Here is a 16113-nt window from a genome sequence, read left to right on the forward strand (position 1 = left end):
ACGGCACCATCACCTGGAAGGAAGGTGACGAGAAGGCCACCGTCACGATGAGCTGACGGTCCTCGCACCTATGGAAGGCCGGGAAATCCACGCGATTGCCCGGCCTTTCCCGCTCCGAAGGCGACGGGGAGCGATGCCGGATTTGCGTGGCCGTCGTAGTTTGGAGAGGTGACCGCACCGAACAACCTGCCCCGCACCGTCGGCGAACTGCGTGCCGCCGGGCATCGTGAACGGGGAGTCAAACAAGAAATCCGGGAAAACCTGCTGACCGGACTGGCCGAAGGTGACGAGATCTGGCCGGGAATCCTGGGTTTCGACGACACCGTGTTGCCGCAGCTGGAGCGGGCGCTGATCGCGGGCCACGACTTCGTGCTCCTCGGCGAGCGCGGTCAGGGCAAGACCCGATTGCTGCGGGCATTGGTCGGCCTGCTCGACGAGTGGACGCCGGTGATCGGGGGCGCCGAACTCGGTGAGCATCCCTACTCGCCGATCACCCCCGAGTCGATCCGGCGGGCCGCCACGCTCGGTGACGATCTGCCGGTGGCGTGGAAGCACCGTAGCGAGCGCTATACCGAGAAGCTGGCCACCCCGGACACCAGCGTCGCCGACCTGGTCGGCGACATCGACCCGATCAAGGTCGCCGAGGGCCGCAGCCTGGGTGACCCCGAGACCATCGCGTACGGCCTGATCCCGCGGGCGCACCGCGGCATCGTCGCGGTCAACGAGTTGCCCGACCTGGCCGAGCGCATCCAGGTGTCGATGCTCAACGTGATGGAGGAGCGCGACATCCAGGTCCGCGGTTACACGCTGCGCCTGCCGCTGGATGTGTTGGTGGTCGCCAGCGCCAACCCCGAGGACTACACCAATCGCGGTCGCATCATCACCCCGCTCAAAGACCGGTTCGGCGCCGAGATCCGAACCCACTACCCGCTGGAGCTCGACGCCGAGGTGGGAGTGATCCTCCAGGAGGCGCACCTGAGCGCCCAGGTTCCCGAGCATCTGATCCAGGTGATCGCCCGATTCGCTCGCTACCTACGGGAATCCAACTCGGTCGATCAGCGATCCGGGGTGTCGGCGCGCTTTGCGATCGCGGCCGCCGAGACGGTTGCGGCCGCGGCGCGGCATCGCGGCGCGATACTGGGTGAGACGGATCCGGTGGCCCGGGTGGTCGACCTGGGCACCGTAATCGACGTGCTGCGTGGCAAATTGGAATTCGAGTCCGGGGAAGAAGGACGCGAGCAGGCCGTTCTCGAACACCTGTTGCGCCGCGCCACCGCCGACACGGCATCCAGAGCTCTCGGTGGTCTCGATGTCGGTCCGTTGGTAGTCGCCGTCGAGGGCGGTTCCGCGGTGACGACGGGGGAGCGCGTCTCGGCAAAGGATGTGCTGGCAGCGCTGCCGGATCTGCCTGTGGTCGAGGCGGTGGCCAAGCGGCTGGGCGCGGAATCCGAAGGTGAACGCGCCGCGGCTCTGGAATTGGCTTTGGAGGCATTGTATTTGGCCAAACGTGTCGACAAGGTGTCCGGGGAAGGCGAGACCGTCTATGGCTGAGAGGCACTCCTCGTTTCATTCAACGAAGTATTCGGCGTACACCGGCGGGCCCGACCCGCTGGCTCCGCCGGTGGACCTGCGCGAGGCCCTCGAGCAGATCGGGCAGGACGTCATGGCGGGCACCTCGCCGCGCCGGGCGCTGTCCGAATTGCTGCGCCGGGGCACCAAGAACATGCCCGGGGCCGACCGGCTGGCCGCCGAGGCCAATCGCAGACGACGAGAGCTGTTGCGCCATAACAACCTAGACGGAACTCTGCAGGAGATCAAGAAGCTTCTCGACGAGGCGGTGCTGGCCGAGCGCAAGGCACTGGCCCGCGCGTTGGATGACGACGCGCGGTTCGGCGAACTGCAACTCGACGCGCTCTCGCCGTCGCCGGCCAAAGCCGTGCAGGAGCTTTCCGACTATGACTGGCGCAGCAGCGAGGCCCGCGAAAAGTACGAGCAGATCAAGGATCTGCTCGGGCGGGAGATGCTCGATCAGCGCTTCTCCGGGATGAAGCAGGCGCTGGAGGGCGCCACCGATGAGGACCGCCAGCGCGTTGGCGAGATGCTCGACGACCTGAACGACTTGTTGGACAAGCACGCAAGAGGACAAGACTCCCCCCAAGATTTCCAAGACTTCATGGACAAGCACGGCGAGTTCTTCCCAGAGAACCCGCGCAATGTTGATGAGCTCATCGACTCGTTGGCCAAAAGAGCCGCTGCCGCGCAGCGGTTCCTCAACAGCTTGAGTCCCGACCAGCGTGCCGAGCTGGAGGCGTTGGCACAGCAGGCTTTCGGATCACCCGCGCTGCAACAGGCATTGGGCCGGTTGGATGCCAACTTGCAGGCGTTGCGTCCGGGCGAGGATTGGACGGGGTCCTCGCAGTTCTCCGGCGACAACCCGCTGGGCATGGGCGAGGGCGCCCAGGCGCTGGCCGATATCGGCGAGCTGGAGCAGCTGGCCGAGCAGCTGTCGCAGAGTTATCCCGGTGCGACCATGGACGATGTCGACCTCGACGCGCTGGCACGCCAGCTCGGCGATGAGGCGGCCATCGACGCGCAGACCCTCGCCGAGCTCGAGCGTGCGCTGGTCAATCAGGGCTTCCTGGACCGCAGCTCGGACGGCCAGTGGCGGTTGTCGCCCAAGGCGATGCGCAGGCTCGGCGAAACGGCGTTGCGTGATGTGGCACAACAACTTTCCGGCCGTCGCGGCGAACGCGATCACCGGCGGGCCGGCGCCGCGGGCGAGCTGACCGGCGCGACCCGGCCCTGGCAGTTCGGCGACACCGAGCCGTGGAACGTCACGCGGACGCTGACCAACGCGGTACTCCGGCAGTCCGGCACCGCTCCCCTCGAAGGAATTGCGGGCCCGAGCCCGGCCATTCGCATCACCGTCGACGATGTTGAGGTTTCCGAGACCGAGACCCGGACCCAGGCCGCGGTGGCGCTGTTGGTCGACACCTCGTTCTCGATGGTGATGGAAAACCGCTGGCTGCCGATGAAGCGAACCGCGCTGGCGCTCGACCACTTGGTGCGCACTCGGTTTCGTTCGGATGCATTGCAGATCATCGCGTTTGGCCGTTACGCGCGAACGATCAGCACAGCGGAGCTGATGGGCCTGGAAGGAGTGTACGAGCAGGGCACCAACCTGCATCACGCGCTGGCCTTGGCCGGCCGGCATTTGCGTCGGCACCCCAGCGCCCAGCCTGTGCTGCTGGTGGTCACGGACGGCGAGCCGACCGCGCATCTGGAAGATGTTGACGGCGACGGGTCTTCGGTGTTTTTCGACTATCCGCCGCATCCGCGGACCATCGCTCACACCGTGCGCGGCTTCGATGACATGGCGCGGCTGGGCGCTCAGGTGACGATATTCCGGTTGGGCAGCGATCCCGGACTGGCCCGTTTCATCGATCAGGTCGCGCGCCGGGTCGAGGGTCGGGTTGTGGTTCCCGATCTCGACGGGCTGGGCGCGGCCGTGGTGGGCGACTATCTGCGAGCCCGCCGTCGTCGGTAGCGGGTTACTTCGGGCAGGTGTCGAACTGCTTGCGCAACCGCTGCTGTAACGCGAGAGCATCGGGCGTCAAATACGTTTCCGGATGTTGTTCGGTCAAGGAGTTCGGGATGTAGTTACAGGCCCCGACGTCAACAGCGCCGCTGAAATTCGGGGATGTGTCGGCGCGTGCCCCCTCCCACCGCCAACTCAGATTGAGCGCGTGCGCGGGTCCGGCTCCGGTGATCCCGATGACCGAGACGAGGTCTTGGTAGGCGGTGTCGCGGTTGTGAAGGCCGACGTTTAGCTCAGTGATCGTGCCCTGCGGACCGACGGTGACCGTAAAGACTGATACCGGCATGGCCGCGATCTGCTGATCGACCCGCTGCTGGTCTGCGGCAGTGAACGGAAACGCCACTCTCCACGGGTGCTGATCGATATTCGAAGCTGGCTGCAAATCCAGGGTCACGTGTGCATTGTCGCCGAATCCCGTTCGTACCGCGGCGAATACGTCATCGGCCGATGTCGTGACCCCATTTAGTTTGAGATCCGCGGTGGACTTGTTACGGAAAATGCTCACCTCGGCGGCGTCGACTGCAGCCGTCAGCCGTCGCAGGCCTTCTGCGTCGGCGGCGATCCCGGCCGGGTCGAGATCGGCGCCACGCTTGACCAGCACGGTCCGGCTGGTTGTCACCGCGAAGTCCGCGGTCTGCTCGAACGCCTTGAAGGCGTCGCCGCGCACCGTGTTGATGCGCGCGACGACGTCCTCGATCTGCTTCGGGGGCGCTTCAGGCAGGTAGACGTAGATGTTGACCGTGGCGCCCTGCTCAAAACCGTTGGTGTAGTTCACAGTCGCGTCTTGGACGCCGGGCATTTCCTTGATCGCCTGTTTCAACTGATCGGCTGCCGTCTTCCGATCGGGCGCGCCGCACCCACTCAACATGCAGGACAGTGCTACCGCCGCCACGGCGAGCAAACCCGCTATTCGCCTCACGGGTGATACTCCGGATTCGGAATCGGTAAACCAAACGGCCCGGGTCCGCTCGGGATTGTCGGCGGTGGCAGCACGGGTGGCGCGACGAGGTCGTTGGGCAGCCCGGCCAGCACCGAGGCCATGTTGTAGCCGCTCATGCGAAGCTGACCGTTATTCCCATCGCGCGCGTATTCCGAATGGCCCCAAGCACGCTCATGCCACTGGTTGTCACCCGGGCCGGTTCCGCTGTTGACCGACAGCTGGGTGAAACCCGGCACGTCCTGCGGAGCAGGGCCAAAGGCGCCGAATTCGGGGATGATGTCAGAGACGTGATCATTGACGCCGATCATGTAGTAAGCGTGGCCCGGTTGAACACCTAATTGCGACACGTTGGTCAGCTCGGTGCCTGGCGAACCGTAGAGGACGACATCGCTAACTGGCGCGCCCTGCTGTAGGGCCAGGCTGGTGACCAGGGACCCGTAGGAATGCCCAAAGGCGGTGATGTGCTGGTCGGGAACGTTGGTGGTGGCGGCCAGCCCTTTGTAGAAGTTGTTGAGGGGGCCGGCGGCGTCGTGCGCCAGGTAGTCGTGAGTGACGCCCACCAGGCTGTCCGGCGCGTCATAGCCGAGGTAGGCGATCGATGCGACTGCGTCGTAGTTCGCGATGCCTGCCTTCTGGCGTAGGCTGGCTGCCTCGCTGCGCTGTGCTTGGGCTTCCCGGACCATGGAGTCGACGCCGGAGCTGACCCGAGTGTTGAGCCCACCCACCGTGACCCCGACGCGTTCGGCGTTGTCGACGTCGCCGACTCCTACGATGGCCAGCACCTTGTTGGGATTGCTGGTGGTGTCCAGCTCGATCAGGCTGGTGCCGGGGTGGGCGGCCAGCGTGTTGCTGAGCGCCGTGAGATCGGCCAGCTTTGCGGGATCGGTGTGCCAGACACCGCTTCCGTCGAGCCAGCCGTTTTGGAACCGAGCGATTTCGCTTTGCAGCACAGGTAGATTCAGTTCGCTTCGAATGTTGGTGGGAATACCGTCGAGGTTGCGAATCGAATCGGGGAACCACTGTTTGACGCTGTCCTGCTGCGCGGGCGTCAACGAGTGCCACCACTTGGTGACGTCGGCGGGTGCGGTCCCCTTCGGCGGCACCTGCGGCATTTTCGGTGGCTCGTGCGACGTTTCGGCGTTGACTTGGTCCGGTGACAGGGCGCCGTCGGCGCCGCGGATGGCCGCGGCCAGATCCTCGTCGGCCGTCAGGGCGTCGGACAACAGCTGCATCACTGCCTGGGCGACGCGAAGCCACGCGGCCTCGATCTCGTTTTGGTCGGCCGTGGAGTAGGACGACAGATTCTCCGGCAGGCTGACCGTCCCAGTCTGGTTATTGATACTCAGGTGATAGTGGTTGGCGGTTTCGCGAATCTGCGCGAGCCGCGTCTTCAGCCCCTCCACCTCTCCGGCGGCCTTTTCGGCAGCGCGCCCGACGGCCTCGCAAGCGGCCGCATGGTCGTCGAGGGTGAGCATTGTGCGATGGGTCGCGGCGTTGGCCGCGTCGGCGCTATCGCCGCCCCAGTCGAGGAACCCCATGGTTTGACCGATCGAGGCGGACGCAGTCCGGGTGCCGTGCGCACGGCTGATTGCGGCCTGAAAGACCGTGGTAATCGCTCCTGGATTCCACCGGTCGATATCGGCCAGCGACAACGTCATTGCATGTGTGGGCTTCCGCCGCTCGCGGCTCTACCCACTTCGTCCAGCCTCTGTTTGTTCTGCTGCTCGTTGAGTGCGAAGTCCGCGGCAGTGAAGTGCATGCCGCACGAATGGTTGCCGATGCGGCCGACATGGTCAGCGGTGGCCGTCTCCCAGCTGTCCAGCAGTCCGGACAGGGCGCCCGCCGACGAGCCCACCCATCCCGAGTGCGCGCCACTGGCTTCGCCGTGGGAGGACTGGTGCGCAGCGAGCAATGACTCGCCGTGGTTTGCCATGTCGTTGGCCGCCTGCATCAACTCCTCAGGCTTCAGCCACACCTTGTCCGCCATCGGTCAAGTATCGCGTAAGACCCGGTGCCCACGATTCACTAATAGCGCCCTTGACCAGGGGGTTTTGCGGACCTATCACTGGGTCTTGCGGTTCTTTCGCTTGATGCCGACGCCGCCCCACAGTGCGAAACCGCGAATTTTGACGGTCGGCGCGCCGGGGGTGCCGGCGCCGGCAACGCTGTGGTCGAACCCGCCCATCACGCCGTGGCCCTTGATCTCGACGTTGACTTCGGGGGGCAGCAGGATGGTCTGTCCGCCCATGATCGAAGTTGCGTGGATCTCGACCTCGGTGGAGGTGAAGTCGGCGTAGCGGAGGTCGATGACGCCGCCGCCCCACAGCGCGAATGTCGTCAACTTCTTCGGCACGTTCCACCGGCCGCGCCGCTCGAACGCGCTCATGATGGCCAGCAGCAGCATCGACGGGGCCGGTTTGCCCGCGCCGCCGCCCGGGGCGCCTACCGACGACCCCAGCAGGTCGGACCGCAGGCTATCCAACTCGTCGTAGGTCTTCGCCGCGTATGCCTTGGCGAGTCGGTCTTCGTAGTCGCTCATCTGCAGGCGACCCTGAGCGGCGGCGTCAGTGAGCAACTGTGCGACCTGGATGCGGTCGGTATCTGCGGCACGCGTCGGCGCGTTCCGCTCATCTGCCACGCCCCGTTGTGGCTTCTTGATCATCACCTACGAGCGTACGTCGATCAGAATTTGCTGCAAGGAACTTGGCTAAACTGTGTCGCTACTGTCTTGCGTGGCCCACCACGCAGGGCGTTTCTGCAGGAAAGCGAGCATGCCCTCGCGAGCCTCGTCGGAGACGAACAGTCGCGCCGACTCGGTGCTGAGCCGCTCGGCGTCGCGGTCAAAGCCGTCCAGGATGGCGGCAGTGGTCAGTGCCTTGGATGCGGCCAACCCCTGCGGTGAGGCCCGTCCGATATCGGCGACGAGCGACGCCACCGCGGCATCGGCGTCGTCGGCCGCGATCGTGATCAGCCCGATCGCCGCGGCGGTGGCGGCGTCGAACGTCTCGCCGGTCAGGTAGTAGCGGGCGGCGGCGCGGGCGGACATCTTCGGCAGCAAGGTCAGCGAGATGATCGCCGGCGCGACTCCGATCCGGGCCTCGGTCAACGCGAAGGTGCTGCGCGGACCGGCCACCGCGATGTCGCATGCACCGACCAGGCCCATGCCGCCGGCGCGGACATGGCCGTCGACGGCGACGATCACCGGCAGCGGCGACTCGACGATCGCCTGTAGCAGCGCGGCCATCTCCCTGGCCCGTTCGGCGGCCATCTCGGCCGGATCGGCACCCGTCGACGCCGACCCTTCCGACAGGTCGGCGCCCGCGCAGAAAGTGTTCCCGGTGTGGCCGAGCACCACGGCCCGCACCGCGGGATCGGCGGCCGCGTCGCGCAGGCCTTGGTGCAACTGGTTGACCAGAGTGGCGGACAGCGCGTTGCGGTTGTGCGGCGAGTTCAGCGTCAGCCGCGCGACGTGTCCGTCAACGGTGTATTCGACCAACCTGTCCATCAGTACGACCGGGGCAGGCCCAGCGACGTCTGCGCTACGAAGTTGAGCACCATCTCTCGGCTCACCGGCGCGATACGACCCAGCCGGGCCGACGCCAGCATGGCGGCAACGCCGTATTCCTTGGTCAGACCGTTGCCACCCATGGACTGCACGGCCTGGTCCACCGAGCGCGTAGCTGCCTCGGCGGCAGCGTATTTGGCCATGTTGGCGGCCTCGGCCGCGCGCATGTCGTCGCCGCTGTCGTAAAGTGTCGCGGCTTTCTGCATCATCAGCTTGGCGAGTTCGACCTCAATATGGCACTGCGCCAACGGATGTGACAGACCCTGGTGCGCACCGATCGGCGTTCCCCACACCTGACGGGTCTTGACGTAGTCCGCGGCTCGGTCGAGAGCGAACCGTCCCATGCCGACGGAGCTGGCCGCGCCCATGATGCGCTCGGGGTTCAAGCCGGCGAAAAGCTGTGCGATCGCGGCATCTTCGGCCCCGACAAGCGCATCCGCGGGCAACCGCACATCGTCGAGAAAGACCTGGAACTGCCGCTCAGGGCTGATCAGCTCCATTTCGATTGGGGTGTAGCTGAAGCCGCGCGCATCGGTGGGCACCACGAACAGCGCCGGTCGCAGCTTGCCGGTCTTGGCCTCTTCGCTGCGGGCGACGACTAGCACGGCCTGGGCCTGGTCGATGCCGGAGATGTAAACCTTCTGGCCCTTGAGGATCCAGTCGGCGCCGTCGCGACGCGCGGTGGTGGTGATCTTGTGCGAGTTCGATCCGGCGTCCGGCTCGGTGATCGCGAATGCCATCGTCAGCGAGCCGTCGGCGATGCCGGGAATCCAGCGCTTCTTCTGCTCGTCGGTGCCGAACTTGCTGATGATCGTGCCGTTGATGGCGGGCGACACCACCATCAGCAACAGCGCGCTGCCCGCGGCCGCCATCTCCTCCATCACCAGCGACAGCTCGTACATCCCGGCTCCGCCACCGCCGTACTCCTCCGGGAGATTCACGCCGAGGAAGCCGAGTTTGCCTGCCTCCTGCCATAGTTCGTCGGTATGCTCATGCGCACGGGCCTTCTTCAGGTAGTACTCGCTGCCGTAGTTGGACGCCCACGCGGACACGGACTTGCGCAGCGCCTGGCGCTCCTCGTTTTCGATAAAGCTGGTGTCGATCATTGCGAATCTCCTTCTCGAGCGCTTTCGGGCGACTCCACCCTTGCCAGGACGGCGCCCACTTCGACTTGGTGGCCGGTGTTCACGTTGAGCTCGGCGAGCACACCGTCGGTCGGGGCGGTGATGGTGTGCTCCATCTTCATTGCTTCCAGCCAGATCAGCGGCTGGCCGGCCGTGACGGCATCGCCGATCGCGGCGCCGAGCCGGATGACGTTGCCGGGCATGGGTGCTACCAGCGAGCCCTTCTCGATGGCCGAGCCCGGCTCGGGGAAGCGCGGCAGCGCGACCAGGTGCACGGGGCCGCGCGCCGAATCGACATAGATGTCTTGGCCGTAGCGCGCGACCGCGAAACTGCGAGCCACCCCGCTTCCGTCGGCTAACGCGACTTCGTCTGGGGTCGCCGCGACCAGCTGCGCCGGCTCGTCGTCGGCCAGGATCAATCCCGTTCTGGTGATTCGGTATTGGATTGTGTGCTCGCTGTCGGCGTCATCGCGGTAGATCTTGACCTGATATCCCGACGCAAGGTTGCGCCAACCGCTGGGGATCGAGCCTAGGACGGTGGCGGTGGTGCGGTTGTGCGCGGCGTCGGCGAGCGCCGCGGCGATCGCCGACAGTCGGATGGTGGCGGCGTCGGCCAGCGGAGCGGACAGCTCCGCCAAGCCGTGGGTGTCGAAGAACGCGGTGTCGGTGGCGCCGTCGAGGAAGGCCGGATGGCGCAGCACGTTGACCAGCAGCTCGCGGTTGGTGCGCAAGCCGTGCAGGTGCGCTCTGGCCAGCGCGTCGGCAAGCACTAACGCCGATTGCCGGCGGGTCGGTGCGTACGAGATCACCTTGGCGAGCATCGGGTCGTAATGAATCGACACCGCGAACCCGCTGGCAGATTTGGGGTCGATGCCCGAATCCAGCCGAATGCCGGTCCGCCGTCCCAGCGACGAGAACTCGGATCGAACGGCCGGCACGTCGAACGTGTCGACCACGCCGGCCTGCGGCTGCCAGCCGCGCGCGGGATCTTCGGCGTAGAGGCGGGCTTCGATCGAATGCCCCTGAGCCGCAGGGGGTCCGGCGCCCAGCCGGCCGCCGTCAGCCACCGCGAGCTGCAGCTCGACGAGATCGAGGCCGGTGGTCTCCTCGGTGACCGGGTGCTCGACCTGCAGCCGGGTGTTCATTTCGAGGAAGTAGAACTCGCCATTGTCGTCGGCGAGGAATTCCACCGTCCCGGCGCCGGTGTAGCCGATGGCGCCGGCGGCGAGCCGGGCCGCGTCGAACAGCTTGGCCCGCATGCCCGGTGTGCGCTCGACCAACGGCGACGGCGCTTCTTCGATGATCTTTTGGTGGCGGCGCTGAATCGAGCATTCCCGTTCGCCGACCGCCCACACGGTGCCGTGGGTATCGGCCATCACCTGCACCTCCACGTGGTGGCCGGTGGGCAGGTAGCGCTCGCAGAAGACCGTCGGATCGCCGAATGCGGACTGCGCTTCACGCCGCGCCGCGGCGACTTCACCAGGCAGAGATGATAATTCGCGTACCACCCGCATTCCGCGACCGCCACCGCCCGCGGACGCCTTGACCAGCACCGGCAGCTGGCCTTCGGTGACCGTGTCGGGGTCGAGTTCGTCGAGCACCGGCACGCCGGCGGCGGCCATCATCTTCTTCGATTCGATCTTGGAGCCCATTGCCCGCACCGCGTCCACCGGCGGACCGACCCAGACCAGGCCCGCGCTTTGCACCGCGGCCGCGAATTCCGCGTTCTCCGAGAGGAATCCATAGCCGGGGTGCACCGCGTCGGCACCGGCCGCTCGGGCCGCAGCGATAATCGCCTCGGCGTTGAGATAGTCGTTGGTCCGCGGCAGCCGGACCCGGGCGTCGGCCTCGGCGACGTGCGGCGACCCGGCGTCGGGATCGGTGTAGACGGCGACGGTGCCCAGTCCCAGCCGGCGGCACGTGGCGAACACCCGCCGGGCGATCTCGCCGCGGTTGGCAACCAGAACTCGCGTGATTCCCATGAACGTCACATTCGGAAGACGCCGAAGTTCGACGTCCCCTTGATCGGGCCATTGGCGATGGCGGACAAACACATTCCCAGTACGGTGCGGGTGTCGCGCGGGTCGATCACCCCGTCGTCGTAGAGCATCCCGGACAGCACCATCGGTAGCGACTCGGCCTCGATCTGGCCTTCGACGGCGGCCCGCATCGCGGCATCGGCTTCCTCGTCGACCTGTTGACCGCGCGCCTCGGCGGCGGCCCGGCTCACGATCGACAACACCCCGGCCAGCTGGGCGCCGCCCATCACGGCGGCCTTGGCGCTGGGCCAGGCGAACAGGAATCGCGGGTCGTAGGCCCGCCCGCACATGCCGTAGTGGCCGGCGCCGTACGACGCGCCTATCAGCAGCGAGATGTGTGGCACCGTGGAGTTGGAGACGGCGTTGATCATCATCGATCCGTGTTTGATCATGCCGCCCTCCTCATAGTCCTTGCCCACCATGTATCCGGTGGTGTTGTGCAAGAACAACAGTGGCGTGTTGGACCGGTTGGCCAGCTGGATGAATTGGGTGGCCTTTTGCGATTCCTCGCTGAAGAGCACGCCGCGGGCGTTGGCCAGGATCCCCAGCGGGTAGCCGTGCAACCGGGCCCAGCCGGTGACGAGCGACGAGCCATACATCGCTTTGAATTCATCGAATTCGGAGCCGTCGACGATGCGGGCGATCACATCCCGCGGGTCGAACGGGATACGCAAATCGGAGGGAACGATGCCGATCAGTTCTTCGGCGTCGAACAGCGGCGCGCTCACCGGTCCCGGTGCCGGCCCCTGTTTGACCCAGTTGAGCCGTGCAACGATGCGACGCCCGATGCGGATCGCGTCGAGTTCGTCCACGGCGAAGTAGTCACCCAAACCCGATATGCGGGTGTGCATTTCGGCACCACCCAGCGACTCGTCGTCGGACTCCTCGCCGGTGGCCATCTTCACCAGCGGCGGGCCGGCCAGGAAGACCTTCGAGCGCTCTTTGATCATCACGACGTGGTCGGACATCCCGGGCACATAGGCGCCTCCAGCGGTGGAGTTACCGAACACCAAAGCGATAGTGGGAATCCCAGCAGCCGACAGCCGGGTCAGGTCGCGGAACATCCGTCCACCCGGGATGAAGATTTCCTTCTGCGTGGGTAGATCTGCGCCGCCGGATTCCACCAGCGATAGCACGGGAAGCCGGTTCTCGAAGGCGATCTGGTTGGCCCGCAAGATCTTCTTCAGGGTCCACGGATTGCTGGTGCCGCCTTTGACGGTGGGGTCGTTGGCAACGATCATGCATTCGACACCTTCGACGACGCCGATTCCGGTGACCGTACTGGCGCCGATCTGGAAGGCGCTGCCATAGGCCGCCAGCGGGCTCAGTTCCAGAAACGGCGAGTCTGGATCCACGAGCAGCTCGATGCGTTCCCGCGCCGTCAGCTTGCCGCGCGCGTGGTGCCGCTCGACGTACTTGGGACCGCCGCCGCCGAGCGCTTTGGCGAATTCGGCGTCGATTTCCTCGAGCCGTGAGGTTGCGGCCGACGCGGCGTCGGTGTATGCGGCGGCCTTCGGGTCGAGCGTGGATCGGAGCACGGTCATGACCACCGCCGACGATGCAGAGCGGAGCGATGAGGAGGAGGCGGTGCAATCACGATTGATACCCAAGGAGTTTGGCGGCGAGTGCGGTGAGGATTTCGGTGGTGCCGCCGCCGATACCGAGGATTCGCATGTCCCGGTATTGGCGTTCGATTTCGGATTCGGCCATGTAACCCATCCCGCCGAACAGCTGGACGGCCTGGTTGGCCACCCACTCGCCCGCCTCGACGGCGGTGTTCTTCGCGAAACACACCTGCGCGATGAGGTTGGTCTCGCCGGCCAGTTGCCGCTCGACCACGTTGTGCGAGTAGACGCGGGCGACATCGATGCGACGGGCCATCTCGGCGAGCGTGTTCTGCACCGACTGCCGGGATATCAGCGGACGGCCGAATGTCTCCCGGTCGCGGCACCACTGTGCGGTGATGTCCAGGCACCGCTGTGCGCTCGAATACGCTTGCGTGGCAAGCGCGATCCGCTCGGAGACGAAAGCTTGGGCGATCTGGGCAAAGCCGGTGTTCTCGACGCCGACGAGGTTGGCCGCGGGTACCCGCGCATCGGTGTAGGACAGCTCGGCGGTGTCCGAGGACCGCCAACCCATCTTGTCCAGCTTGCGGGTGACCTCGAAGCCGGGCGTGCCTTTCTCGACCGCCAACAACGAAACCCCGGCCGCACCAGGGCCACCCGTGCGCACCGCGGTGACGACGTAGTCGGCCCGTACCCCCGAGGTGATGTAGGTCTTGGCGCCGTTGACGATGTAGTGGTCGCCGTCACGGACCGCGGCGGTCCGCAAGTGGCCGACGTCGGAGCCGCCGCCGGGCTCGGTGATGGCCAGTGCGCCGATCAGCTCACCGGTCAACGTCGGGCGGACGAACTTGTCGATCAGCCGGGCATCGCCGGACGCGATCATGTGCGGCACCGCGATGCCGCAGGTGAGCAGCGACGCGAACACGCCGCCGGGCACGCCGGCCTGATGTAGCTCTTCGCAGATGATCACCGCGTCGGCACCGTCACCCCCGCCACCGCCGACCGCCTCGGGAAAGTTCGCGCCGAGCAGTCCGGCTTGCCCGGCACGGCGGTGCAGCTCGCGCGGCAACTCACCGATGCGCTCCCACTCGTCGACGTGCGGAAGGATCTCGCGCTCGGCGAATGAGCGCGTGGTCTTGCGGAGCTGATCGCGCTCGGGGGTGTCCCAGATGTTCACAACAGCCTTTCCGGAATGTCGACGTGGCGGCTACGCAGCCATTCACCCAGCCCCTTGGCCTGTGGGTCGAATCGCGCCTGGTATGCGACGCCCTGGCCGAGGATGTCGTCGACGACGAAGTTGACCGCGCGCAGGTTGGGCAGCAGATGGCGGGTGACCGGAAGATCGGCCGTCTCGGGCAGCAACTCCTTGAGCAGCTCGACGGTCAGTGTGTTGGCCAGCCAGCGCCACTGCTCCTCGGTGCGCACCCAGACGCCGACATTGGCCGAGCCGCCCTTGTCGCCGCTGCGGGCCCCGGCGATCCGGCCCAGCGGCACGCGCCGGGTCGGCCCGGCCGGCAGCGGCTCGGGCAGCGGCGGCGGATCGGCCGGCACCAACTCGAGAGTATCCGTGGCACAAGGAATCTCGACGCTGCTGCCATCGGCGTGTACAGCGGTGTGCGGCACCTTGGCGGCGTCGACAAAGCCCGGCGTGTACACCCCGTACACCTGGCCGTCGCCGGGCGGCGCGGTGACGGTAAAGCCCGGATAGCTGGCCAGTGCCAATTCCACTGCGGCCGAAGAAAACTGGCGTCCGACATTCGCCGGGTCCGGGTCGCGGACCACGCAGCGAAGCAAAGCGCTGGCCGCCTCTTCGGTGTCGGCGTCCGCGTGGTCGGTGCGGGCCAGCGTCCACTCCAACTCCGCGGGTTTGACGGCGGGCTTGTCAATGAGCAAAGCATCCAGTTGGCGACGCACCAACGCGGCCTTCTCGTCGATGTCCAGGCCGGTCAGCACGAACGTCATCGCGTTGCGGAAGCCGCCGATGCTGTTGAGTGAGACCTTCAGCGTGGGCGGCGGTGGTTCGCCGGCCACCCCGCTGATCCGGACCCGGTCGGCGCCGTCGGGGGACAGTTCGATGGTGTCCATCCTGGCGGTGACGTCCGGGTTGGCGTAGCGGGCGCCGGTGACCTCATAGAGCAGTTGCGCTGTCACGGTGTCGACGCTGACCAGCCCGCCGGTGCCCGGGTGCTTGGTGATCACCGCGGAGCCGTCGGCGTGGATCTCGGCGAGCGGGAAACCGGCATAGGTCAGATCGGGGATTTCTGTGAAAAACGAGAAATTTCCGCCGGTGGCCTGAATGCCGCATTCGGTGACGTGCCCGGCGACCACGGCGCCGGCGAGCTGGTGATAGTCGGTGCGGCCCCAGCCGAAGTGCGCGGCCGCCGGCCCGACGGTCACCGACGCGTCGGTCACCCGGCCGGTCACGACGATTTCGGCGCCACTGTTGAGGCAGTCGACGATGCCCCAGGCGCCCAGATAGGCGTTGGCCGTCAGGGGTGTGCCCAGCCCCAGTTCCTCGGCGCGGGGCGCGAGGTCGTCACCGGCGACGTGAGCGACCCGGACCGGCACGCCCAAGCGCTGAGCCAAGGCGCGTACCGCGTCAGCGAGGCCGGCGGGGTTCAGGCCACCGGCGTTGGCGACGATACGTACCCCGCGGTCGTGTGCCAGCCCCAGACACTCCTCGAGTTGGGTCAGGAAGGTCTTGGCGTAGCCGCGGTCGGGGTGCTTCATCCGGTCGCGGCCGAGAATCAGCATGGTTAGTTCGGCCAGGTAGTCACCGGTGAGGTAATCCAGATCGCCGCCGGTGAGCATCTCGCGCATCGCGGAGTGCCGGTCGCCGTAGAACCCCGAGCAGTTCCCAATCCGGACCGCGGACGGCATGCCAGTCGTCCTCCCTCCAGCCGACATCCCGACGTTGCCAACCAACCGGTAGGTTAGCGGGTACCGTGGGTGTCACGTCAAGGATGCTCTCCCCTGGGCGCCGACGCGATGGGTGCCGATTTTTGTCGGCAGCAGCTCACCGACTATTATTGGCGCTAACTTCGCTGTCGAGGCTGCTCGACCGGCGACCCCCCTACCAGTAGTAAGGCCCGATTATGGCTGTGCCAAAGCGCAGGATGTCGCGCGCGAACACCCGGAGTCGGCGCGCGCGGTGGAAGGCTGACAAGCCCGAACTCGTCGGCGTGACGGTGGCCGGCCAGAAGCACAAGGTGCCGCGCCGGTTGCTCAAGGCGGCGCGCCTCGGACTGATTGACTTGGATCGCCGCTAACTTTTTCGCCATG

The 16113-nt window shown here is 66.4% G+C and carries 13 protein-coding genes; 3 read left to right on the forward strand and 10 right to left on the reverse strand.

Features of this window, described 5'->3' with window-relative positions; genetic code table 11:
* Positions 1-168 precede the first annotated feature (168 nt).
* Both VKI00_RS25465 and VKI00_RS25470 read left to right on the forward strand, forming a co-directional pair.
* A complete protein-coding gene (locus tag VKI00_RS25465) occupies positions 169-1551 on the forward strand; it encodes an ATP-binding protein (protein WP_324443270.1) in 1383 nt (460 codons plus the stop codon).
* Entirely contained in the window at positions 1544-3547 is a 2004-nt protein-coding gene (locus VKI00_RS25470) for a VWA domain-containing protein (protein WP_324443271.1), read from the forward strand. The genes VKI00_RS25465 and VKI00_RS25470 overlap by 8 nt, the downstream gene beginning before the upstream one ends.
* A gap of 4 nt (positions 3548-3551) precedes the next feature.
* On the opposite strand, the gene VKI00_RS25475 is transcribed toward VKI00_RS25470, so the two are convergent.
* The 10 genes from VKI00_RS25475 to VKI00_RS25520 form a co-directional block, all read right to left on the reverse strand.
* Positions 3552-4517 (reverse strand): heavy metal-associated domain-containing protein, encoded by a 966-nt coding sequence (locus VKI00_RS25475; RefSeq protein WP_324443272.1) that lies wholly within the window; start codon positions 4515-4517, stop codon positions 3552-3554.
* Positions 4514-6196 (reverse strand): alpha/beta hydrolase, encoded by a 1683-nt coding sequence (locus VKI00_RS25480; protein WP_324443273.1) that lies wholly within the window; start codon positions 6194-6196, stop codon positions 4514-4516. Before VKI00_RS25480 ends, VKI00_RS25475 begins: the two co-directional genes overlap by 4 nt.
* On the reverse strand, positions 6193-6525 hold the full coding sequence (locus VKI00_RS25485) for a hypothetical protein (RefSeq protein WP_324443274.1): 333 nt from the start codon (positions 6523-6525) through the stop codon (positions 6193-6195). The genes VKI00_RS25480 and VKI00_RS25485 overlap by 4 nt, the downstream gene beginning before the upstream one ends.
* A gap of 75 nt (positions 6526-6600) precedes the next feature.
* Positions 6601-7200 carry a DUF1707 domain-containing protein gene (locus VKI00_RS25490; protein ID WP_324443275.1) on the reverse strand — a complete coding sequence of 200 codons (600 nt, stop codon included), beginning with the start codon at positions 7198-7200 and terminating at the stop codon, positions 6601-6603.
* A gap of 45 nt (positions 7201-7245) precedes the next feature.
* Positions 7246-8043 (reverse strand): enoyl-CoA hydratase family protein, encoded by a 798-nt coding sequence (locus VKI00_RS25495; protein ID WP_324443276.1) that lies wholly within the window; start codon positions 8041-8043, stop codon positions 7246-7248.
* Entirely contained in the window at positions 8043-9209 is a 1167-nt protein-coding gene (locus tag VKI00_RS25500; RefSeq protein WP_324443277.1) for an acyl-CoA dehydrogenase family protein, read from the reverse strand. The genes VKI00_RS25495 and VKI00_RS25500 overlap by 1 nt, the downstream gene beginning before the upstream one ends.
* Positions 9206-11209 carry a biotin carboxylase N-terminal domain-containing protein gene (locus VKI00_RS25505; protein ID WP_324443278.1) on the reverse strand — a complete coding sequence of 668 codons (2004 nt, stop codon included), beginning with the start codon at positions 11207-11209 and terminating at the stop codon, positions 9206-9208. Before VKI00_RS25505 ends, VKI00_RS25500 begins: the two co-directional genes overlap by 4 nt.
* Before the next feature lie 5 nt (positions 11210-11214).
* Entirely contained in the window at positions 11215-12804 is a 1590-nt protein-coding gene (locus tag VKI00_RS25510; RefSeq protein ID WP_324443315.1) for an acyl-CoA carboxylase subunit beta, read from the reverse strand.
* Positions 12805-12859: 55 nt separating this feature from the next.
* Entirely contained in the window at positions 12860-14008 is a 1149-nt protein-coding gene (locus VKI00_RS25515) for an acyl-CoA dehydrogenase family protein (protein ID WP_324443279.1), read from the reverse strand.
* Positions 14005-15711 (reverse strand): acyclic terpene utilization AtuA family protein, encoded by a 1707-nt coding sequence (locus VKI00_RS25520; protein ID WP_324443280.1) that lies wholly within the window; start codon positions 15709-15711, stop codon positions 14005-14007. Before VKI00_RS25520 ends, VKI00_RS25515 begins: the two co-directional genes overlap by 4 nt.
* Positions 15712-15926: 215 nt before the next feature.
* On the opposite strand from VKI00_RS25520, the gene rpmF reads away from it, so the two are divergent.
* Entirely contained in the window at positions 15927-16100 is a 174-nt protein-coding gene (rpmF, locus tag VKI00_RS25525; protein ID WP_324443281.1) for a 50S ribosomal protein L32, read from the forward strand.
* The last annotated feature ends 13 nt before the right edge of the window (positions 16101-16113 follow it).

It is taken from the genome of Mycobacterium sp., assembly GCF_035314665.1.
GTDB lineage: Bacteria > Actinomycetota > Actinomycetes > Mycobacteriales > Mycobacteriaceae > Mycobacterium.

Coding starts and splice junctions, on each gene's coding strand:
- VKI00_RS25520 (WP_324443280.1), bottom strand. CDS start 15,711: ATGCCGTCCGCGGTCCGGATTGGGAACTGCTCGGGGTTCTACGGCGAC.
- VKI00_RS25485 (WP_324443274.1), bottom strand. CDS start 6,525: ATGGCGGACAAGGTGTGGCTGAAGCCTGAGGAGTTGATGCAGGCGGCC.
- VKI00_RS25500 (WP_324443277.1), bottom strand. CDS start 9,209: ATGATCGACACCAGCTTTATCGAAAACGAGGAGCGCCAGGCGCTGCGC.
- VKI00_RS25470 (WP_324443271.1), top strand. CDS start 1,544: ATGGCTGAGAGGCACTCCTCGTTTCATTCAACGAAGTATTCGGCGTAC.
- rpmF (WP_324443281.1), top strand. CDS start 15,927: ATGGCTGTGCCAAAGCGCAGGATGTCGCGCGCGAACACCCGGAGTCGG.
- VKI00_RS25490 (WP_324443275.1), bottom strand. CDS start 7,200: ATGATCAAGAAGCCACAACGGGGCGTGGCAGATGAGCGGAACGCGCCG.
- VKI00_RS25495 (WP_324443276.1), bottom strand. CDS start 8,043: ATGGACAGGTTGGTCGAATACACCGTTGACGGACACGTCGCGCGGCTG.
- VKI00_RS25480 (WP_324443273.1), bottom strand. CDS start 6,196: ATGACGTTGTCGCTGGCCGATATCGACCGGTGGAATCCAGGAGCGATT.
- VKI00_RS25505 (WP_324443278.1), bottom strand. CDS start 11,209: ATGGGAATCACGCGAGTTCTGGTTGCCAACCGCGGCGAGATCGCCCGG.